The organism is Pseudomaricurvus sp. (assembly GCF_965662505.1).
Lineage (GTDB): Bacteria > Pseudomonadota > Gammaproteobacteria > Pseudomonadales > Cellvibrionaceae > Pseudomaricurvus.
This window is the reverse complement of record NZ_CBFIHX010000011.1, coordinates 28,901-48,700: the sequence shown is the minus strand read 5'-3', so window position 1 is coordinate 48,700 and position 19,800 is coordinate 28,901. Positions and strand designations below refer to the sequence as shown.

Annotated in this window: 18 protein-coding genes; 12 read left to right on the top strand and 6 right to left on the bottom strand. The window is 50.6% G+C overall.

Features of this window, described 5'->3' with window-relative positions; translation table 11 throughout:
• The 4 genes from ACTG33_RS02805 to ACTG33_RS02790 all read right to left on the bottom strand — a co-directional run.
• Positions 1-944, bottom strand: a 944-nt coding sequence (locus ACTG33_RS02805; protein WP_439133664.1) for an NAD(P)/FAD-dependent oxidoreductase, incomplete at its 3' end; no start/stop codon positions are given.
• A gap of 111 nt (positions 945-1,055) precedes the next feature.
• Entirely contained in the window at positions 1,056-1,856 is an 801-nt protein-coding gene (locus ACTG33_RS02800) for an IclR family transcriptional regulator (RefSeq protein WP_439133663.1), read from the bottom strand.
• 33 nt (positions 1,857-1,889) lie between these two features.
• A complete protein-coding gene (locus ACTG33_RS02795) occupies positions 1,890-2,339 on the bottom strand; it encodes a PaaI family thioesterase (RefSeq protein WP_439133662.1) in 450 nt (149 codons plus the stop codon).
• Entirely contained in the window at positions 2,336-3,241 is a 906-nt protein-coding gene (locus ACTG33_RS02790) for a DMT family transporter (protein WP_439133661.1), read from the bottom strand. Before ACTG33_RS02790 ends, ACTG33_RS02795 begins: the two co-directional genes overlap by 4 nt.
• 263 nt (positions 3,242-3,504) lie before the next feature.
• Here ACTG33_RS02790 and ACTG33_RS02785 point away from each other — a divergent pair, with 263 nt between their 5' ends.
• A complete protein-coding gene (locus ACTG33_RS02785; protein ID WP_439133660.1) occupies positions 3,505-4,170 on the top strand; it encodes a transglutaminase-like cysteine peptidase in 666 nt (221 codons plus the stop codon).
• 102 nt (positions 4,171-4,272) lie between these two features.
• On the opposite strand, the gene gltA is transcribed toward ACTG33_RS02785, so the two are convergent.
• Complete coding sequence (gene gltA / locus ACTG33_RS02780) at positions 4,273-5,562, bottom strand: citrate synthase (protein WP_439133659.1); 1,290 nt, start codon at positions 5,560-5,562, stop codon at positions 4,273-4,275.
• Positions 5,563-6,066: 504 nt separating this feature from the next.
• On the opposite strand from gltA, the gene sdhC reads away from it, so the two are divergent.
• The 9 genes from sdhC (at position 6,067) to sucD (ending at position 17,879) form a co-directional block, all read left to right on the top strand.
• Positions 6,067-6,441, top strand: a complete 375-nt coding sequence (gene sdhC, locus ACTG33_RS02775) for a succinate dehydrogenase, cytochrome b556 subunit (protein ID WP_439133658.1) — start codon at positions 6,067-6,069, stop codon at positions 6,439-6,441.
• Positions 6,435-6,803, top strand: coding sequence for a succinate dehydrogenase, hydrophobic membrane anchor protein (sdhD, locus tag ACTG33_RS02770; protein WP_439133657.1), 369 nt, complete (start codon positions 6,435-6,437; stop codon positions 6,801-6,803). Before sdhC ends, sdhD begins: the two co-directional genes overlap by 7 nt.
• Positions 6,804-6,806: 3 nt before the next feature.
• Positions 6,807-8,579, top strand: a complete 1,773-nt coding sequence (sdhA, locus tag ACTG33_RS02765; protein ID WP_439133656.1) for a succinate dehydrogenase flavoprotein subunit — start codon at positions 6,807-6,809, stop codon at positions 8,577-8,579.
• A 17-nt stretch (positions 8,580-8,596) separates the two neighbouring features.
• Positions 8,597-9,301: a succinate dehydrogenase iron-sulfur subunit gene (locus tag ACTG33_RS02760; RefSeq protein ID WP_439133655.1), complete on the top strand. Its 705-nt coding sequence runs from the start codon at positions 8,597-8,599 to the stop codon at positions 9,299-9,301.
• A 490-nt stretch (positions 9,302-9,791) separates the two neighbouring features.
• Positions 9,792-12,626 (top strand): 2-oxoglutarate dehydrogenase E1 component, encoded by a 2,835-nt coding sequence (locus ACTG33_RS02755; RefSeq protein WP_439133654.1) that lies wholly within the window; start codon positions 9,792-9,794, stop codon positions 12,624-12,626.
• A 166-nt stretch (positions 12,627-12,792) separates the two neighbouring features.
• Positions 12,793-14,031: a 2-oxoglutarate dehydrogenase complex dihydrolipoyllysine-residue succinyltransferase gene (gene odhB / locus ACTG33_RS02750; protein ID WP_439133653.1), complete on the top strand. Its 1,239-nt coding sequence runs from the start codon at positions 12,793-12,795 to the stop codon at positions 14,029-14,031.
• Positions 14,032-14,214: 183 nt separating this feature from the next.
• Positions 14,215-15,657, top strand: a complete 1,443-nt coding sequence (lpdA, locus tag ACTG33_RS02745) for a dihydrolipoyl dehydrogenase (RefSeq protein WP_439133652.1) — start codon at positions 14,215-14,217, stop codon at positions 15,655-15,657.
• Between the two features lie 171 nt (positions 15,658-15,828).
• Entirely contained in the window at positions 15,829-16,992 is a 1,164-nt protein-coding gene (sucC, locus tag ACTG33_RS02740; RefSeq protein WP_439133651.1) for an ADP-forming succinate--CoA ligase subunit beta, read from the top strand.
• Positions 16,993-17,006: 14 nt separating this feature from the next.
• The gene (gene sucD / locus ACTG33_RS02735) at positions 17,007-17,879 is read left to right on the top strand and encodes a succinate--CoA ligase subunit alpha (protein WP_439133650.1); all 873 of its coding nucleotides are present in this window, start codon (positions 17,007-17,009) and stop codon (positions 17,877-17,879) included.
• Between the two features lie 182 nt (positions 17,880-18,061).
• Here sucD and ACTG33_RS02730 read toward each other — a convergent pair whose 3' ends face one another.
• Entirely contained in the window at positions 18,062-18,580 is a 519-nt protein-coding gene (locus tag ACTG33_RS02730; protein ID WP_439133649.1) for a hypothetical protein, read from the bottom strand.
• A 219-nt stretch (positions 18,581-18,799) separates the two neighbouring features.
• On the opposite strand from ACTG33_RS02730, the gene ACTG33_RS02725 reads away from it, so the two are divergent.
• A complete protein-coding gene (locus ACTG33_RS02725) occupies positions 18,800-19,303 on the top strand; it encodes a PaaI family thioesterase (RefSeq protein ID WP_439133648.1) in 504 nt (167 codons plus the stop codon).
• Positions 19,300-19,728 (top strand): PaaI family thioesterase, encoded by a 429-nt coding sequence (locus ACTG33_RS02720; RefSeq protein WP_439133647.1) that lies wholly within the window; start codon positions 19,300-19,302, stop codon positions 19,726-19,728. Before ACTG33_RS02725 ends, ACTG33_RS02720 begins: the two co-directional genes overlap by 4 nt.
• The last annotated feature ends 72 nt before the right edge of the window (positions 19,729-19,800 follow it).

Genomic DNA, 19,800 nt, shown 5'->3' with positions numbered 1-19,800 from the left:
AATTGATAGGTGCCTCTGGATCCAAAAATCAGTCGGTTGTCGGCGGATCGTTGTGCGTAGGTAATCAGGCGGCAGGCATCGCTGAAGACTTCATGGTTGTGCAAGCCAATGTCCTGCCATTGAGAATCGCTCAAAGGTTCTGTGGCGACGATCAGGCTTTGGATGGGCAAAATGTATTGGCGCTGAGCTTCCATCTGATAACTGAATCCCTCCACGCAGGGCAGGGTAATGTCAGCTTTTATCCGACCGCCCTGGGTGATCAGTACATTGCTTCCCTGTTTGGATGTATCAATGCGCTCAACCGGCGTGCTTTCAAAAATAGTCACTCCCAGCCGCTCAACGGCGAGGGCGAGCCCGAGGGCCAGTTTAGCCGGTTGAATTCGGGCTGTATGCGGACTGAAAATACCGCCGTAGCTGTTCTTCACATTGAGTCTGGCTTTCAACTCGTCTCGATCCAGCCAGCGATAGGCATCTTCACCGTGGCCTTCCGCGCGAAGTGATTTGAGAGTGTCCTGAAGCATAGGTAACTGTTCAGGGTATCGGGCTGCGGTGCTGATCCAGCCGCCATGAGCAAAGTCACAGTCGATAGATTCCAGTTCGAATACACGCTTTGCCTCATCCACAATACCGTAAATGAATTGGTGAGCCGTGTGTTTTCGGGTGTTGTCGAGACCCGATAAAAGTTTATCCTCTCCTTCCACTGATCCCATCAACCAGCCGCCATTGCGACCGGAAGCCCCAAAACCCACGGTATTCGCTTCCAGAATGGCAATGCTCAAATGTGGAGCTTGTTGCTTCAGGTAATAGGCTGTCCAAAGGCCGCTGTAACCTGCACCGATAATGGCGACATCGACGTCCAGGTTTTGGTCGAGGGCGGGGCGTACTGTCGGGGTGTCGGACTCTAGTGAGGACATCCAATAGCTGACGTCTGGATAGTGCGGCATATGACTAATTCCGGGACAAGAAGTGTTGCCGGCAGGTAAGCTTCTGAGTTCACAAATAGCTATGCCAGCGGGTAGGGTAAGCCTGAGAGGCGGAGTATTGCGCTCCTGACCTCAATATCGAATCAGCGTGGCTTCAATATTGCGCACCATGTTTTTCAATTGAGGGGCGACCTCATTCTCCAAAAAGTCACGAGACAAGCGATAGGCTGGTCCACCTGCGTTAAAACAGTAGATGGTGTTCTTACCCAGAGTCAGCGGTACAGAAATGCCGTTGACGTCTGGGTCCCAGTCTCCATAGGAATGGCAAAATCCTTTTTCTCGATAATTCTGCAGGCTGTCCAGGATGCCGGATTTAATAGTCGGCCACTCATCCGGTTGTTTCTTTTCAATGTGGTTGAAGAAAAACTCGCGTTCTTCGTCTGACAGGGCCGCCAGATAGGCACGTCCTGCGGAGCCTGTGGGGAGAGGAACCCGGTCCCCAACTTCGTGGCGAAACGCCATCACGTTGGTGGGAGAGCAGTACTCTACATAGATCATCTTGAGACGATCTCGATCAGCCAGTCCCACTGATGTGCCAGTATTATTCGCCAGTTCCTGCATCATAGGCTTGGCGATTTGTCTGATGGCCAGGTTTGAAACGAAGGCATAACCCAAAGCCAGTACGCCGCTACCCAGCTGATATTTCTCCATGCGCTCCGAATAGGTGAGATATCCCAGTTGAGTCAGGGTATAGGTCAGTCTCGATACGCTGGATTTAGGCAAGCCAGTGCGTTGTGCGATTTCCTGATTACCGAGAAAACCATCCCCCGGCAAGAAAGCACGTAGTACATCCAGACCGCGAGCCAGCGCCTCGATAAATTTGCGGTCCGTCTCTTCACCTTTATTGCGGGGTAGGCCTGGAATGTCCAGCACAGCTTATTCCTTTGTGATCGGAGTGTTGGGTTATTACTTATTGACCAGTTGATGCCACTGCTCCAGCGGCATGCCCTCTGGGTCTTCACAGCCTTTACGGTATTTTAGAATTGATTGGCCGGTGGCTAACAATGTATCGTTTGAATCGTAGACTTCCGCAGAAGAGTGAAAAATCTTGTAGCCAGCGCTGGTAATTTTTCCGACAGCGTAAAGTTGATTGGTTTGAGCTTGCCCAACAAAACTGGTGTTCAGTGAGAGCGTAAAGGCTCTGCGGATCCGGTCAGGTGAGGGGCAGTACATGCCCGGCAATGAACAGGCAACGTCCAGTAAGCTGCAAATAAAACCACCATGGGGGATGCCGTGAGAGTTGCTGTGCTCAGGCTTTACCTCAGCGCTGATGCGAACGTGGCCTTCCTCCCACTCGTCAACTTTGATGCCTAAAAATTTATTGAAGGCGGGTTCAAGAGGTTGATGAACAGTCATGTGGCTTTCCTTTCTTCAGGGGCAGTAGTTTGCTTGTTTGTAAGACTGCCTAGGTAAACAGTGTAAATCCCGGCGACGACAACGATCGCGATGCCGGCAAATGAGAGTGCGCTGGGCAGGTGTCCCCACACTATCCAGCCAAGCAGCCCTGCAAATACCACTGAAAAGTAGCTGATGGGCGAGACGATACTTGGGCTGGCGTAGCTGTAAGCCTTGGTGTAGAGCCACATGGCGATAAAGATGGATAAGCCAATATAGATCAAATAAGGCCAGCTTTTTGGGGGTATGGTCTGCCAATTGAATAAGGCCAGTGGCAGGCTCAGAACAAAAGACAGCGCAAAATAGTAAAACATGATTTTACCACTGGTTTCGTATTGGGAAAGCAGGCGCGTTCCAACCATTGAAACCGCGAGCAGCAGCCCCGAAGCCAGGCCTACAAGATAGGCAATATTCAAATCCTGAGCCCCGGATTGAGGGCGCAAAATAATCGCAATGCCGATAAAGCCTATGATCAGTGGCGGCCATCGATTTGAAGGCACAAAGACTCCGGCCCACAGCCAGATCACCAGCGGCACGAAAAGGGGGGCGGTGTTGCGCAGCAGAGTGGCATCCACAAGAGGAATCTGGCCCAATGCCTGGTAAAAGGCAAAAAAGCTGATCCACCCACCGAGGCCGCGTACGAGGTGCTTTTTCCAGTGCGGGCTGTGGAGGCTGCGGACGCCCAGCTTCAGCATGCTTGGAAGCATAATGATCAGGCAGATGGCGAACTGGACAAACACAATCATGGGGGCAGCGAGGTCTTCGGCGATCAACTTGCCGGCTGCACCAGCAGAACTGCCCACGACGGCTGTAGCGAGTGCGAATGCGACGCCTTTGTGGGTATTATCGGGCATATGGCTCATTGATGGACCTTACTGTTCTGCAAGGCGGAATTGTATACTGAATATGCTATTGGGGCGAGCAGCTGCACTTGTCCTCAGAGGTACTGCGGCCCTCAATTTTTCTGAGTTTGGGCCGATAAGTTTGGCTGGGAGAACGTTTGTGAAATCCGGGGTTGTGAAATACACGTTTGTGGGCCGCGCTATTGTGAAGAACAGGAGATTTTGTATCACACCGTACCTATACTTGAGGTCTGTCACATGACTCGCTGGAGGATATGAAAGGAATGAAGTCTTCTCCTCTGTGGGCAATCTTGGCTGGACTGCTGATTGGCAGTTGTGCCGCTTTTGCGTCAGCGCAATTTCTCGATATGAGCAAGAAGGTTTTCCTCATGGTTGAGCAGAGGTACGACAAGGCTGCTCGTCTTCGGGTGGAGGCCTGGCACAGGTTGATGATCGAGGCGAGTGCAAATAAAGAAAGCTCTGATCTTGACAGGGCCGAGCTGGCTAACGATTTTTTCAATAAACTCGAGTGGGTCGATGATCTGGAGCACTGGGGAAAGAAGGATTATTGGGCGACTCCTCTGGAGATGCTGGCCACTAATGGGGGAGATTGCGAGGACTTTTCGGTCGCCAAGTACTTTACCTTGAATGAGTCGGGTGTCGATAATGAGAAGCTTCGGATTACTTATGTGAAGGCCCTGGATTATAACCAGGCGCATATGGTATTGGCGTATTACCCAACGCCTGAGGCTGAGCCGTTGATCCTCGATAACATCAATAAAACCATACTGCCTGCTTCTCAGAGGAACGATCTGGTGCCTATCTACAGTTTTAATGCCGAGGGGCTGTGGTTGGCCAAATTCAGGGAGCGCAAGTTACCAAATAGCGGGAAGAGTTTGCCCCAATGGAAGAGTCTGAATGAGCGGATTGCGGTGGAATTGATGCTCTGACAGATCGGTAAGTTGGTGTTTTAGATCTGGGTGAGTGAGCTGGGAAAGATTTAAGTATAAAAAAAGGCCGCATAGCGGCCTTTTTCATGTCTGTCGGAGCGATTAACGCTCTTCCAGTGGTACGAAGTCCCGTGGCGTGTAGCCAGTGTACAGTTGACGTGGACGGCCAATCTTGTACGGGTTGGAGATCATTTCGTGCCAGTGTGCAATCCAGCCAACCGTACGACCAGTAGCGAAAATCACGGTGAACATATCGGTAGGAATACCGATAGCCTTCATGATGATGCCGGAGTAGAAGTCGACGTTCGGATAGAGTTTCTTCTCGATGAAGTAATCGTCTTCCAGAGCGATTTGCTCCAGACGCTTGGCGATAGCCAGCAGAGGATCGTTTTCCAGGCCCAGTTCTTTCAGGACTTCGTCGCAGGTTTCTTTCATAACCTTGGCGCGAGGGTCGAAGTTCTTGTAAACCCGGTGACCGAAGCCCATCAGACGGAACGGATCGTTCTTGTCTTTGGCTTTGGCAACGAACTTGTCGATGTTGTCGACAGAGCCGATTTCTTGCAGCATGGTCAGAACGGCTTCGTTAGCGCCGCCGTGAGCCGGGCCCCACAGAGTGGCAATACCAGCAGCAATACAGGCAAACGGGTTGGCACCAGAAGAGCCTGCCAGACGAACCGTGGAGGTTGAGGCGTTTTGCTCATGATCAGCGTGCAGCAGGAAGATCTTGTCCATGGCGCGAGCCAGAACAGGGTTCACTTCAGGATCATCACAAGGAGTGCCGAACATCATGTGCAAGAAGTTCTCTGAATAAGAGAGCTTGTTGTTCGGGTACATGAACGGCTGACCAATATGATGCTTGTAGCACATCGCTGCAAGGGTAGGCATCTTGGCGATCAGGCGGTGCGCAGAGATCTGGCGGTGCTGTTCGTTAGTGATGTCCAGGGAGTCGTGGTAGAAAGAGGACAGAGCCCCTACAACGCCACACATTATGGCCATTGGGTGAGCATCGCTACGGAAGCCGCGGAAGAAACGGGCGATGTTCTCGTGGACCATGGTGTGATTGGTAATGATTTCAACAAATTCTGCTTTTTGCTCTTTATTTGGCAGTTCGCCGTTAAGCAGCAAGTAACAGGTTTCCAGGTAGTCCGAGTTCTTGGCCAGTTGCTCGATAGGGTAGCCACCGTGCAGTAGCACGCCTTTCCCACCATCAATATAGGTCAGTTCGGACTCGCAGGCTGCGGTAGACATAAAGCCCGGATCATAAGTGAAGTAACCTTTACTGGTCAGGCTGGTAACGTCGATAACGTCGGGGCCGGTGCTACCAGAGTAGATCGGTAATTCGATGGATTCATCCAAACCGTCGACCGAAAGGTGCGCTTTCTTATCAGTCATGTACGGACTCCTGTAGTAAATAAATTGGTATACAGCTCCGCATCTGATGTCGCCAGGGCGTTAAAATTGCCGCGAGGAGACGCCGAAAACGGAATGTGAGGCGGGGCACACTATAAGCCGCCGGAGATGATTGTCAATTGAAAAAAGCCTACAAAATGCGAGACATACATAAACATAGCCCAATAATTGCCACTTTAGGGATGAAATTGCGTGTATGTCCTTTTCTGGTGCGGTCGGTGTCACTTTGGTGCGGTGTTTGATGCTTGTTCGATTTGATGAAATATGCGCCTTGGTTGTGCCGGTTTGGTGGTTTTGGTGCAGGGGTAAGTCTCTGAAAAAGCTTTATTTTGTTGTTTTTTTACAAGGGGATCTCTATAATTTTGCGCGTCTTGCAGGTGGTGGGCTGGCACTATTGTGTTGAATGCCTATGCTTGGGAGATATGTGCAGCCAAAGCTGTAGACAACAAATGCCTGTTCGCAGGCGAGAAAAGGTGTGACTTAACCGTGAACAAGAACAGACCTGTCAATCTTGACCTTGCCACAATAAAACTTCCTATAACCGCCTATGTTTCCATTCTGCATCGTGTATCAGGAGTTATCCTGTTTGCCGGTGTTGCCATCCTGCTGTGTATGCTGGATGCAAGCCTCGAATCTGAAGAGAGCTTTGCTGCATTAAAAGAAGGGTTGCAGAATCCAATCTATCAATTCCTTATCTGGGGTACTCTGGCTGCGCTGGGCTATCACATGATTGCAGGTATTCGTCACCTGATTATGGATTGTGGGATTGGTGAAAGTCTCGAAGGTGGGCAGCTGGGCGCGAAGATCGCTCTGGTTGTTGCCGCTGTACTGATTATTTTAGCGGGGGTTTGGGTATGGTAACCGCAGTAACAAGTTTTGGCCGTAGCGGCCTGTACGACTGGATGATTCAGCGTGTAAGTGCTATTGCAATGGCTGCTTATACCATTTTTCTGGTTGGTTTCATTTTGTGTACTCCTGATCTGGGCTATGAGCAGTGGAAAGAGCTGTATAGCCAGCTTTGGATGCGTATTTTCAGTTTGATCACTTTGCTATCCCTGGCAGCGCACGCCTGGATTGGTCTGTGGGCTGTGTTAACCGATTACCTGACTAATCGCATGATGGGCGCCAAGGCGACCGTGTTGCGGGTTATAGCACAAGTTGTGCTGGGTGTAGTCACTGTGACTTACACCGTTTGGGGTGTCGAAATTTTGTGGGGGTTTTAAGTAATGTCTAACATGCGTACGATTTCTTTCGACGGTATTGTTATTGGTGGCGGTGGTGCAGGTATGCGCGCCGCACTTCAGCTGGCTCAGTCCGGCTACAAGACTGCAGTAATTACTAAAGTATTTCCAACTCGCTCGCATACAGTATCCGCTCAGGGCGGTATTACCTGTGCGATCGCCAGTGATGACCCCAATGATGATTGGCGTTGGCACATGTACGATACCGTTAAGGGTTCCGATTACATCGGTGACCAGGACGCTATCGAGTACATGTGTAATGTCGGTCCTGAAGCTGTTTATGAGCTGGATCACATGGGGATGCCTTTCTCCCGTACTGAGCAAGGTCGTATTTATCAGCGTCCTTTCGGTGGACAGTCCAAAGACTTCGGTCGTGGTGGTCAGGCTGCTCGTACTTGTGCTGCGGCTGACCGTACTGGTCACGCACTGCTGCACACCCTGTATCAGGGTAACGTCAAGAACGACACGGTTTTCCTGAATGAGTGGTTCGCAGTTGATCTGGTGAAAAACCAGGACGGTGTTGTGACTGGCGTTATTGCCATGAACATCGAAGACGGCGAAGTGGTTTACGTTAAGTCCAAGGCCACTGTTCTGGCTACTGGTGGCGCAGGTCGAATTTACGCTTCTACCACCAATGCTCACATCAATACCGGTGACGGTATCGGTATGGCTCTGCGTGCAGGTTTCCCTGTGCAGGATATCGAGATGTGGCAGTTCCACCCAACCGGTATTGCCGGTGCAGGGGTGCTGGTAACCGAAGGTTGTCGTGGTGAAGGTGGCTATCTGGTCAACAAGGACGGCGAGCGTTTCATGGAGCGTTATGCTCCTAACGCCAAAGATCTTGCGGGTCGTGACGTTGTTGCTCGCTCCATGGTTCTGGAGATTCTGGATGGCCGCGGTTGTGGTCCGGATGGAGATCACGTATTCCTGAAGCTGGATCACTTGGGTGAAGAAACCTTAAACGCCAAGTTGCCAGGCATTCTTGAATTGTCCCGTACATTTGCACACGCAGATCCTGTTAAGGAGCCAATTCCAGTGGTTCCAACCTGTCACTACATGATGGGTGGTATCCCGACTAACGTTGATGGCCAGGCTCTGACTCAAGATGCCAATGGCAACGATCAGGTTGTTGAAGGCTTCTACGCTTGTGGTGAGGTTGCTTGTGTGTCCGTGCACGGCGCTAACCGTCTGGGCGGTAACTCGCTGCTGGATCTGGTGGTGTTTGGTCGTGCCTCTGGTCTGTTTATCGAGAAAGCTCTGCGAGAAGGTATTGAACATCGCGAAGCTTCTGAATCTGATATTGAAGCCGCCATGTCTCGCCTGAACAAGGTGAATAACACCAACAATGGCGAAAATGCCTCTGCTCTGCGTAAAGAGCTGCAGGGCGTTATGCAGAACCATTTCGGTGTATTCCGCAAAGGCGAATTCATGCAGGAAGGCATCAAGAAGTTGGCCGATCTGCGTGAGCGCATTGAAAATGTTAAGCTGGACGACAAGTCCAATGCTTTCAACACCGCTCGGGTTGAAGCGCTTGAACTGCAGAACCTGCTGGAAGTGGCTGAAGCTACCGCTATCGCTGCAGAAGAGCGTAAAGAATCTCGCGGTGCTCACGCGCGTGATGACTTCCAGGATCGTGATGACGAGAACTGGTTGTGTCACTCAATGTACTTCCCAGGCGAAAAGCGTGTTGGCAAGCGTGCGGTTAACTTCGCACCGAAGACCATGGACGCTTTTGAGCCGAAGATTCGTACCTACTGATTGGGGAGAACAGGATAATGTTGAAAGTAGAAATTTATCGTTATAACCCTGAGACTGATTCTGCGCCGTACATGCAAAAGTATGAGCTGGATACTCAGGGTAAAGATCTGATGGTTCTTGAAGTACTGGAAATGTTGAAAGCACAGGATTCAAGCCTGGCTTTCCGTCGCTCATGCCGTGAAGGGGTGTGCGGTTCAGATGGCATGAACATCAATGGTAAAAATGGTCTGGCCTGTGTCAAGCCTCTTTCAGAGTGTGTGAAAAATAACACCCTGGTGCTGCGTCCTTTGCCTGGTCTGCCTGTAATTCGTGATCTGGTAATTGATATGAGCCAGTTCTACGCACAGTACAAAAAGATTGAGCCTTACTTGCAGAACGATACACCTGCTCCTGCCATTGAGCGTCTGCAATCACCAGAAGATCGCGCCAAGCTGGACGGTTTGTACGAGTGTATTCTGTGTGCATGTTGTTCAACCAGCTGTCCTTCTTTCTGGTGGAACCCCGATAAGTTCATTGGTCCGGCGGGTTTGCTTCAAGCTTATCGCTTCTTGGCCGATAGCCGTGATACTGCAACTGAAGCACGTCTGGCTAATCTGGATGATCCGTTCAGTGTGTTCCGTTGTCACGGTATCCAAAACTGTGTATCTGTTTGTCCGAAAGGGCTGAACCCGACTCGGGCTATCGGTCACATTCGTAATATGTTGCTGCAAAGCGCAACATAATGATGATAGCCGCCCACAGAGGCGGCATCTCAAAAGCTTGATCCAAATTTAGTGCAGAGACCCAAGCCAATCTCTGAATGACTTGTTTAAAAGACAGGTGTCAGAGGCAAGGCTTAATGAAAGTAAAAACAGGGGGAAGTGGTTCATATTGAATCGGTTCACCCATAAAAAGAGCGAAACACTATCCACAAGATAGGGTTTTAACTGTTAGCTAATCGCTAGTCATAGCAGGGGTAATCGGGTGGCCTGATAACATTGGGCTCCCGAGCTAACTGTGTGAGGTAGATAAGCAATGTCTGCTTGTTTCTCACGGGGTTCACGCACCTTTTGATTCTGGCCTTGTCGCCAGAATTAAAAGTATTCTGATGTAATCTGTCAGCCGGAAGGTGGTCTCATCGGCGGGGTTATAGATGGTGAAGCCGTGTCAGATAGGTTGTCACGTTGTATTTGCTTGCGCGGTAGGCACTGCCCTGTTTAAAGGTGGGCACAAATGCAAGAAAGCATCATGGAGAAGCAGTGGAGCACTTCCTATTTATCCGGTGGGAATGCGTCCTATGTTGAAGATCTCTACGATACCTATTTACATGACCCGAACGCTGTTCCAGAAGAGTGGCGTAACTATTTCGACCAGCTACCTCGTGTCGAAGGGGTCGTTTCTCAGGATACTCCTCACTCCGTAATTCGTGAATACTTTGAACTGTTGGGTAAGAACCGTGCTCGTCCGTTGGCAGCGCCGGGTTCAGGCAGTTCTAATGTTGAACACGAACTTAAACAAGTTAAAGTTGTTCAACTGATCAGCTCTTACCGTTTTCGCGGACATCAAAAAGCCAAATTGGATCCCCTCGGATTGATGGAGCGCGAGACTGTTCCCGATCTGGATTTGAGATTCCATGGCCTGACCGATGCTGATCTGGATACCGTTTTTCAGACTGCTAATACCTTCTTCGGCAAGACCGAAGCCCCTCTGCGTGAAATCATTGATGCTCTGGAACAGACCTACTGTGGCTCTGTGGGTCCAGAGATCATGCATATCACCAATTTTGCAGAGAAGCAGTGGTTACAGCAGCGTCTGGAAAGTGTGCGTTCCCAGCCCGCATTTGAAACCGATTTCCGCAAGCATATCCTCGAGCGACTGACTGCTGCTGAAGGCCTTGAACGTCATCTGGACAGTAAATACCCAGGGACTAAGCGTTTCGGTCTGGAAGGTGGTGAAAGCTTTATTCCACTGTTGGATGGTCTGATTCGTCGTGCCGGCGAACACGGGGCGAAAGAAATCGTTTTGGGAATGGCTCACCGTGGTCGTCTCAATACCCTGGTGAATACACTGGGTAAAAACCCTTCCGACCTGTTCGACGAATTTGAAGGCAAGCGTCTGATTGACAGTTCCGGTGATGTGAAATACCACCAGGGTTTCTCTTCAAACGTGATGACCCCAGGCGGTGAAATGCATCTGGCGATGTCATTTAACCCATCCCACCTGGAAATTGTGTCTCCGGTGGTTGAGGGTTCTGTTCGCGCGCGTCAGGATCGTCGAGACGATGCTCTGGGCAATAAAGTGGTACCGATTTCTGTGCACGGTGATGCGGCATTTGCCGGTCAGGGCGTGGTCATGGAAACTTTCCAAATGTCCCAGACACGTGCTTATCATACCGGTGGTACTCTGCACATCGTGATCAATAACCAGGTTGGCTTCACCACCAGTCGTCGTGAAGATGCCCGTTCTACAGAGTACTGTACGGACGTTGCCAAGGTGATTGAAGCCCCGATCTTCCACGTTAACGCGGATGATCCCGAAGCCGTCATGTTCGTGACTCTGCTGGCGATGGACTACCGTTACGAGTTCAAGAAAGACGTTGTTATCGATTTGGTGTGCTACCGTCGTCGCGGTCACAACGAAACCGACGAGCCTTCTTCAACGCAGCCATTGATGTATCAACACATTCGTAAACTCAAAACCACGCGCACACTGCTGGCCGAAAAAATGGTCGCAGCCGGGGTTGTGACTCAGGCTGAAGCCGATGAAATGACGAATGAGTACCGTGCGGCTCTGGATCGTGGTGAGCACGTGGCCAAAGGTCTGGTCAGTGAGCCGGACAAGTCTTTATTTGTTAACTGGGAACCGTACATTGGCCACCACTGGAAAACACCGGCGGATACTGGTTACGATCTGAAAGCTCTGCAGGATTTGGCACAAAAGATGTGCGACATTCCTGATGGCATTCAGGTTCAGCGTCAGGTTAAGAAGATTTATGACGACCGACGTAAAATGGCCAGTGGTGCAATGCCTATTAACTGGGGTATGGCAGAAACTCTGGCCTACGCGACCATTCTCGATCAGGGAATGCGCGTTCGTCTGACCGGTCAGGATGTGGGACGTGGTACTTTCTCACACCGCCATGCGGTTGTTCACAATCAAAAGGATGGTAAGGCCTACCGTCCGTTAAGCCATCTGAAAGACGATCAGCCGGATTTTGATATTTACGATTCCCTGCTGTCGGAAGAAGCCGTACTCGCGTTTGAGTATGGCTATGCAACCACCACACCGAATGCTCTCGTTATCTGGGAAGCTCAGTTTGGTGATTTTGCCAACGGTGCTCAGGTGGTTATTGACCAGTTCATTACCAGTGGTGAACACAAGTGGGGGCGCCTCTGCGGCCTGACAATGTTGTTGCCACACGGGTATGAAGGCCAGGGCCCAGAGCACTCCTCTGCGCGTCTTGAGCGGTTTATGCAGTTGTGTGCCGAGCACAACATTCAGGTGTGTATCCCGACAACGCCTGCTCAGGTGTTCCACATGCTGCGTCGTCAGGCGATTCGTCCGATGCGCCGTCCTCTGGTGGTTATGAGTCCCAAGTGGATTCTGCGTCACAAACTGGCGACTTCGTCTTTGGAAGAGCTGGCTACGGGTACGTTCCAGAACGTGATCGGCGAGCACGAGCTGGAGCCTGAGAAGGTTAAACGAGTCGTTCTGTGTAGCGGTAAAGTTTATTACCACCTGCTCGAAGCTCGTATGGAAGGTGGTCAGGATGACGTTGCTTTGGTTCGCCTGGAGCAGCTGTACCCATTCCCGGAAGAAGAGTTGATGGCTGCTTTGGCACCGTTTACCAACCTCAAAGAGGTGGTGTGGTGTCAGGAAGAGCCCATGAACCAAGGGGCCTGGTACAGCAGTCAGCACCACATGCGTCGTGTTTTGTTCGATCTGGATCCGGATTTGTACCTGAGTTATGTAGGTCGCAGCGCGTCTGCAGCCCCTGCAGCAGGTTATATGTCCATCCATATGGAAGAGCAAAATCGCTTTATCAGTGAGGCTCTGACGGTCAGTTAATGGGCCGTCGAGAAACGTAAGGTTATAACGAGTACCTGCAAACTGCGCACTGGCTGACGTACTGGCTTAAATATACGCGTGTTAAACAGGTGAACTTTTTGACACAGAGACCCGCAGGTCGGGCTCAGCTAGGCATATTGTTAGCGAAACGCTAAAGGATCAAAGAATGACTATTGAAATCAAAGCGCCAACTTTTCCAGAATCTGTACAGGATGGCACCATTGCTACCTGGCACAAGCAGCCGGGTGAAGCGGTTTCCCGTGATGAACTGATTGTCGATATCGAAACCGATAAAGTGGTTCTGGAAGTGGTTGCTCCAGCCGATGGCTCTCTGTCCGAGATCATTAAAGGCGAAGGCGAAACTATTTTAAGCAACGAAGTGATTGCTAAATTTGCTGCAGGCGAAGTCGCTGCATCCACTGAAGCCCACACTGCGGCAGAAGCTGATCAGGCAGTAGAGACATCTGCAAATGCAGCGGTTGCCAGTCCTTCAGCTCGTAAGTTGGCTGAAGAGAAGGGTGTTGATCTGAGTGCTGTTAAAGGCTCCGGTAAAGACGGGCGTATCACCAAAGAAGACGTGGTTAACGCTCCTGCAGGTTCATCAGCTCCTGCCGCGCCGCAAGCGGCACCGGCTGCAGCTCCTCAGTCTGCTCAGTCAATCACTGCTGCTGCGGCAGCCGCTGGTGTTGCTGTGACCGGCGAGCGTATTGAAAAGCGCGTTCCCATGACCCGTATGCGTAAGCGCATCGCAGAACGTCTGATGGATACCTGCCAAGGCACTGCGATGCTGACCACGTTCAACGAAGTGAACATGGCGCCAGTGATGGAGTTGCGTAACAAGTACAAAGCTCAGTTCGAAAAGTCACACGATGGCACCCGTTTGGGGTTCATGGGCTTTTTCGTGAAAGCTGCGGTAGAAGCTCTGCGTCGTTTCCCGGCAGTTAACGCTTCTATCGATGGTGACGATATCGTGTATCACGGTTATCAGGACGTCAGTGTAGCGGTATCCACCGATAAAGGACTGGTCGTTCCGGTTCTGCGTAATGCTGAGAACATGAGCCTGGCGACTGTTGAAAACACCATCCGTGATTTCGGAATGCGTGCTCAAGCTGGCAAGCTGACCATGGAAGAGATGACCGGCGGTACTTTCTCGATTACCAATGGCGGTGTATTCGGCTCCTTGATGTCGACGCCTATTCTAAATCAACCTCAAGCAGCTATTCTGGGAATGCACTCAATCAAAGAGCGTCCAATGGCGGTTGATGGTGAAGTGAAAATCCTGCCAATGATGTACCTGGCGTTGTCTTACGACCACCGTCTGATCGATGGTAAGGATGCGGTACAGTTCCTGGTTGCTATTAAAGATATGATCGAAGACCCGGCACGTATTCTGTTGGAGCTGTAAGCTATTTTTTGCTAGAGCTGTAAACGCAGTTTGCGTTTTATAGATCGTTTCAAAACAGAATTAATCGCTTTAGCGGTTACGGATGATGGTTCTTGAACGCTATTTTCAAAAGCTACGTTCATTGATCTGTCATCGAAAGCCGCTATGAATTTATGCACATTTTTACATTAGGACACCACTTCTATGTCGGATAAGTACGATGTAATTGTCATTGGCTCTGGCCCCGCGGGTTATGTTGCTGCCATTCGCGCCGCTCAGTTGGGATTGAAAACAGCCTGTATCGAAAAGTGGAAAGACGACAAGGGCAAAGGGGTCAATGGTGGTACTTGCCTGAATGTTGGCTGTATTCCCTCTAAAGCTTTGCTGGACAGCTCTCATAAATATCATGATGCGAAGGCGTCTTATGAGGTACATGGTATTGGTACAGGGGATGTCACCATCGACGTTCCTACCATGATCAAGCGCAAAGCTCAGGTTGTTAAGCAGATGTCTGGCGGCATCACCGGGTTGTTCCAGGCCAATAAAGTGACTTCACTTTACGGCTCAGGCAAATTGCTGGCTGGCCGCAAAGTTGAGTTTACTGACAACGACGGCAAAGTAGAGACTTTGGAAGCCGAGAATGTGATTTTGGCGTCTGGTTCCGTGCCCGTGAATATTCCTGTCGCTCCAGTTGATAACGACGTCATTGTCGACTCAACCGGCGCTCTGGAATTTCAGGAAGTACCTAAGCGTCTGGGTGTTATTGGCGCTGGTGTGATTGGCCTGGAGTTGGGCAGTGTATGGAGCCGCCTGGGTTCCGACGTTGTCTGTCTGGAGGCTATGGACGATTTTCTGGCCATGATGGATCAGCAAATTTCCAAAGAAACCAAGAAGATTTTGACCAAGCAGGGCCTGGATATTCGTTTGAGCTGTCGTGTGACCGGATCTGAGGTGAAGGGTAAAGAAGTTGAAGTTACCTACACTGACAAAGACGGCAACGAGCAGAAAGAAACCTTCGACAAACTAATTGTCTGTGTCGGACGTCGCCCTTATACCGAAGGGCTGTTGTCTGCTGACAGTGGCGTGAATCTGGATGAGCGCGGATTTATCTACGTCAACGACCTGTGTTCCACGAACGCCCCAGGCGTGTGGGCTGTGGGTGATGTCGTCCGTGGCCCTATGTTGGCGCATAAAGGTTCAGAAGAAGGGGTGATGGTCGCCGAACGCATCGCGGGTCAGAAGCCGTTGATGAACTATGATATTATCCCCAACGTTATTTACACCCACCCTGAGGTCGCGTCAGTTGGTCGCACCGAAGAACAGGTGAAAGCAGACGGTGAAGATTACAATGTGGGAACCTTCCCATTTGTCGCTGTTGGTCGTGCCGTAGCGGCGAATGAAGCTGAAGGTCTCGTCAAAATCATTGCCGATGCGAAGACTGATCGTGTATTGGGCTGTCATATTGTAGGCCCGAGCGCATCCGATTTAGTGCAGCAGGTAGCTATTGCCATGGAATTTGGCTCCACTGCTGAGGATATTGGTATGACCGTCCATGGTCACCCAACATTCTCGGAAGCTGTTAAGGAAGCTGCCTTGGCAGTGAATGGCCATGCTATTCACATGCCGAACCGTAAAAAGCGTAAATAAAAACACAAATGCGCACTAGGGGAAGTTTCACAGCTGGTGAAGCTTGCGGAATGCTCATTACTGAGTACTTCCGCAGTCTGCAGCTGAGAGCTTCAGTCCTGACGGCCAGTATTGCTCTGGTCATAATAGAAATAATCGAGCGACAATGGCGCGAGTGGATGGAAAGTAGACATGAACTTGCATGAGTATCAAGGTAAGCAGCTGTTCGCCGAATACGGCCTGCCTGTTTCCAAAGGTGTCGCTGCTGCGACATCAGCAGAAGCCGTCGCCGCTGCCGATATCATCGGTGGTGATAAATTTGTTGTAAAAGCTCAGGTGCACGCTGGCGGCCGCGGTAAAGCGGGCGGTGTGAAACTGGTGAGCAGCAAAGCTGAAATCGAAGAGTTTTCCAAAAAGTGGTTGGGTAACCGCCTGGTGACTTATCAGACTGACGAAAATGGTCAGCCTGTAAGCCGCATCCTGGTTGAGCCCTGCACTGACATCGCTCAGGAGCTGTACCTGGGTGCTGTAGTTGACCGTTCAAGCCGTCGTATCGTTTTCATGGCTTCCACTGAAGGTGGTGTTGAAATCGAGAAAGTTGCTGAAGAGACTCCTGAAAAAATTCTGAAAGCGACCATTGATCCTCTGACTGGCGCTCAGCCATATCAGGCTCGTGATCTGGCTTTCAAACTGGGTCTGGAAGGCAAGCAAATCAAGCAGTTTACCCAAATTTTCCTGGGTCTGGCCAAGATGTTTGAAGAAAAAGATCTGGCTCTGCTGGAAATCAACCCGCTGGTCATTACGCCTGCTGACGATCTGCATTGTCTGGACGCTAAAATCGTTCTGGACAGCAATGCTCTGTACCGTCACCCGGAACTGAGCGCGATGAACGATCCGACTCAGGAAGATGAGCGCGAAGCCAATGCGGCTAAGTGGGATCTGAACTACGTAGCTCTCGACGGTAACATTGGTTGCATGGTTAACGGCGCAGGCCTGGCCATGGGTACCATGGATATCGTTAAGCTGCACGGTGGCAACCCAGCTAACTTCCTGGACGTGGGCGGCGGTGCTACCAAAGAGCGCGTTATCGAAGCATTCAAAATCATTCTGTCTGATACCAATGTTGAAGCCGTATTGATCAACATTTTCGGTGGTATCGTTCGCTGTGACCTGATCGCTGAAGGCGTTATCGGCGCTGTTGAAGAAGTTGGTGTGAAAGTACCTGTTGTTGTTCGCCTTGAAGGTAACAATGCTGATGTAGGTGCCAAGGTACTGGCTGACAGCGGTCTGAATATTATTGCTGCAACCAGCTTGACCGATGCTGCAGAGCAAGTTGTTAAAGCGGCTAAAGGTTAATAAGGGGCGAGCAAATGAGCGTATTAATTAACAAAGATACAAAAGTAATCTGCCAGGGTTTCACTGGTTCTCAGGGTACTATGCACTCCGAGCAATCCATTGCCTATGGTACTCAAATGGTCGGCGGTGTAACGCCAGGAAAAGGTGGCACTACTCACCTGGGCCTGCCAGTATTTAACACAGTTGCTGAAGCTGTTGAGGCTACCGGTGCGGACGCTTCCGTTATTTACGTACCAGCGCCATTCTGTAAGGATTCTATCCTGGAAGCAGCTAATGCTGGTATCAAGCTGGTTGTTTGTATCACTGAGCACATTCCTGTGATGGATATGCTGGAATGTAAAGTGAAGTGTGATGAGCTGGGTGTTCGTCTGATCGGTCCTAACTGCCCAGGTGTGATCACTCCGGGCGAGTGTAAGATTGGTATCATGCCAGGCCACATTCACTTGCCGGGTAAAGTGGGTATTGTTTCCCGTTCAGGTACTTTGACCTACGAAGCGGTTAAGCAAACCACAGATGCTGGTTTTGGCCAGTCCACTTGTGTAGGTATTGGTGGTGACCCAATCCCAGGCACTAACTTCATCGACGTTCTGGAAATGTTCGAGAACGATCCTAAGACTGAAGCCATCGTTATGATCGGTGAAATCGGTGGGTCTGCTGAAGAAGAAGCTGCTGCATACATCAAAGCTAACGTAACCAAGCCTGTTGTTTCTTACATTGCGGGTGTTACTGCTCCTGCTGGTAAGCGCATGGGCCACGCCGGTGCGATTATCTCTGGTGGTAAAGGTACTGCTGACGAGAAGTTTGCAGCATTGGAAGATGCAGGTGTTAAAACCGTTCGCTCTTTGGCGGGTATCGGTGATGCACTGAAGGAACTGACTGGCTGGTAAGTTCTGGTCTATGCCCGTAAAAGGGCATCAGTTCAAAAAAAGGCTGCAATTAATGCAGCCTTTTTTTGTGGACGATTGTTTTTAATTTGCAGCGATGGGTTAGTTATATCTCAGTTAGCCACATCTCAGTTTGCCCGTTTGCTACATACAGGCCCGTTTTACTACAGGCCAGTTAGTGTCGCTTAGAGTTCGTCGCTGGCATCACCGACAAAGAAGTAGGTGGTCCACTCATCTTTGATGACGCCACGGGTTTCAACCGCGTGTAATGCGACTACCGTATCGCTGTTGGGGCGTGTGAAGGTGGCCTTGATCCCGTTGCCGACTTTGCGGGGAGCTTCAGACAGTTGCCAGTTACTTCCCAGGCAGGACTGGGTCAAGTCTTTAGCCTTGTTAAAGCTCTCTTGAGCGGTTTCCTTGTTGGGAGCCGTCAGGCTGCACATGTAATCTGTTTTACCGCTTCCCCAGGCCCAAACTTGACAGTTCTTTCCGACCAGATGATAGCGGGCATCCCAGACGGTAATTTTACGGGTCGATTGCAGGTTTTTCCGAATGTTTTCGAACTTGCCTGGGTGAGCATCTACCAGGGCCATGACTTTTTCACACTGTGACATTTTGGCAACAGCGGTTTCTTCGGCGCTCTGCATACCGCATCCAGCGAGAAGAGCAGCCGCAAAGGGGAAAAAGTGATAGGGCTTTAGCATAGTCAGCGTCCTTGTTTATAGATTAAAACGTGATAAAAGAAGATTAGCACAGGCTTGGCCGATTCGGGCTATTTTACGTACTTGTAGCCTGTTTAACAGGTTATTGCAGAACGGAGCGGCTACCAAGCTCGGTGGATTTGGCCACTGTTGACCAGAGCAATTGGTCTATAATACTGCGTCTTGCCGGATGGCAGTGAGTATAACAAGTTGGACGACGCTATGGCTGTAGATTTGGATGAGGTTCGCAAGATGTGCGAACTGCTGATGATTGCGAATCAGGGGGATCACTTTCACGCTCTGGGTATCAAGGTTACGGATATTCAGCGGGGCAGTGTCACCATGGAGATTGGCTATTCAGAAGAGATTGTTGGCAATCCGGAGACGGGTGTCATTCATGGCGGTGTACTGACTGCCTTGCTGGACAGCTGCTGCGGGTTCTCGGCCAGTACGGTGCTAGAAGAGCTGGCCCTGACGCCCACCATCGATTTGCGTATCGATCACTTGGGGCCAGCAGAGCCGCACAAACCGATTTATGCCGTCGGTGAGGTGTATAGGTTGTCGCGCTACGTGATTTTTACCCGTGCCATTGCCCATCAGGGCGATGTAAACCGACCCGTTGCCCAGGCTGTGGGCAACTTCACCCGTATGGAGACAGGAACGTTTACGGAGTTTCGAGACACCATGTTGGCGGCTTATGATGAGATAGTAGGAGGCAAAGCATGAGTCAGATTGCACAGCTGGTTCAGCGAGCTCAGGAAACCGGCGACTGGAGCGAGTGCGTTGACGCAATCCCATACGCCAAACTGCTGGGAATTAAACTGGGAGAGGAGGCTGGTGTTTTCTGCCTGCCCCCCAAAGCCAGTAATATCGGTAATCCAACACTGCCTGCGCTTCACGGCGGAGCCCTGGGAGGCTTTATGGAGATGTCGGCCATTTTGCACCTGATGATGTCGATGGAGGTGCTCAAAGTGCCGAAAGTGGTGGATTTCAGCATCGATTATTTACGCCCCGGGCATTTCAAAGACACCTATGCGCGATGTGAGATTGTTCGTTTTGGCCGTAAATTGGTCAATGTGGGTATCGATTGCTGGCAGGACGATACCGAGAATCTGGTGGCTAGAGCCAGAGCACAATTTTTGATTGACTAGATCCTGCCTGTTAGCCAATAGGTCCTTTTTCAGCTTATTGGCTAATCTACCGACAATCTCCATTTCCCCCTT

Excerpts from the sequence above, each read along its gene's own strand:
- sucC (WP_439133651.1), top strand. The coding sequence starts at position 15,829 with ATGAACTTGCATGAGTATCAAGGTAAGCAGCTGTTCGCCGAATACGGC.
- sucD (WP_439133650.1), top strand. The coding sequence starts at position 17,007 with ATGAGCGTATTAATTAACAAAGATACAAAAGTAATCTGCCAGGGTTTC.
- ACTG33_RS02790 (WP_439133661.1), bottom strand. The coding sequence starts at position 3,241 with ATGAGCCATATGCCCGATAATACCCACAAAGGCGTCGCATTCGCACTC.
- ACTG33_RS02795 (WP_439133662.1), bottom strand. The coding sequence starts at position 2,339 with ATGACTGTTCATCAACCTCTTGAACCCGCCTTCAATAAATTTTTAGGC.
- ACTG33_RS02730 (WP_439133649.1), bottom strand. The coding sequence starts at position 18,580 with ATGCTAAAGCCCTATCACTTTTTCCCCTTTGCGGCTGCTCTTCTCGCT.
- ACTG33_RS02785 (WP_439133660.1), top strand. The coding sequence starts at position 3,505 with ATGAAGTCTTCTCCTCTGTGGGCAATCTTGGCTGGACTGCTGATTGGC.
- lpdA (WP_439133652.1), top strand. The coding sequence starts at position 14,215 with ATGTCGGATAAGTACGATGTAATTGTCATTGGCTCTGGCCCCGCGGGT.
- odhB (WP_439133653.1), top strand. The coding sequence starts at position 12,793 with ATGACTATTGAAATCAAAGCGCCAACTTTTCCAGAATCTGTACAGGAT.
- ACTG33_RS02760 (WP_439133655.1), top strand. The coding sequence starts at position 8,597 with ATGTTGAAAGTAGAAATTTATCGTTATAACCCTGAGACTGATTCTGCG.
- sdhD (WP_439133657.1), top strand. The coding sequence starts at position 6,435 with ATGGTAACCGCAGTAACAAGTTTTGGCCGTAGCGGCCTGTACGACTGG.
- ACTG33_RS02725 (WP_439133648.1), top strand. The coding sequence starts at position 18,800 with ATGGCTGTAGATTTGGATGAGGTTCGCAAGATGTGCGAACTGCTGATG.
- gltA (WP_439133659.1), bottom strand. The coding sequence starts at position 5,562 with ATGACTGATAAGAAAGCGCACCTTTCGGTCGACGGTTTGGATGAATCC.
- sdhA (WP_439133656.1), top strand. The coding sequence starts at position 6,807 with ATGTCTAACATGCGTACGATTTCTTTCGACGGTATTGTTATTGGTGGC.
- ACTG33_RS02720 (WP_439133647.1), top strand. The coding sequence starts at position 19,300 with ATGAGTCAGATTGCACAGCTGGTTCAGCGAGCTCAGGAAACCGGCGAC.
- ACTG33_RS02755 (WP_439133654.1), top strand. The coding sequence starts at position 9,792 with ATGCAAGAAAGCATCATGGAGAAGCAGTGGAGCACTTCCTATTTATCC.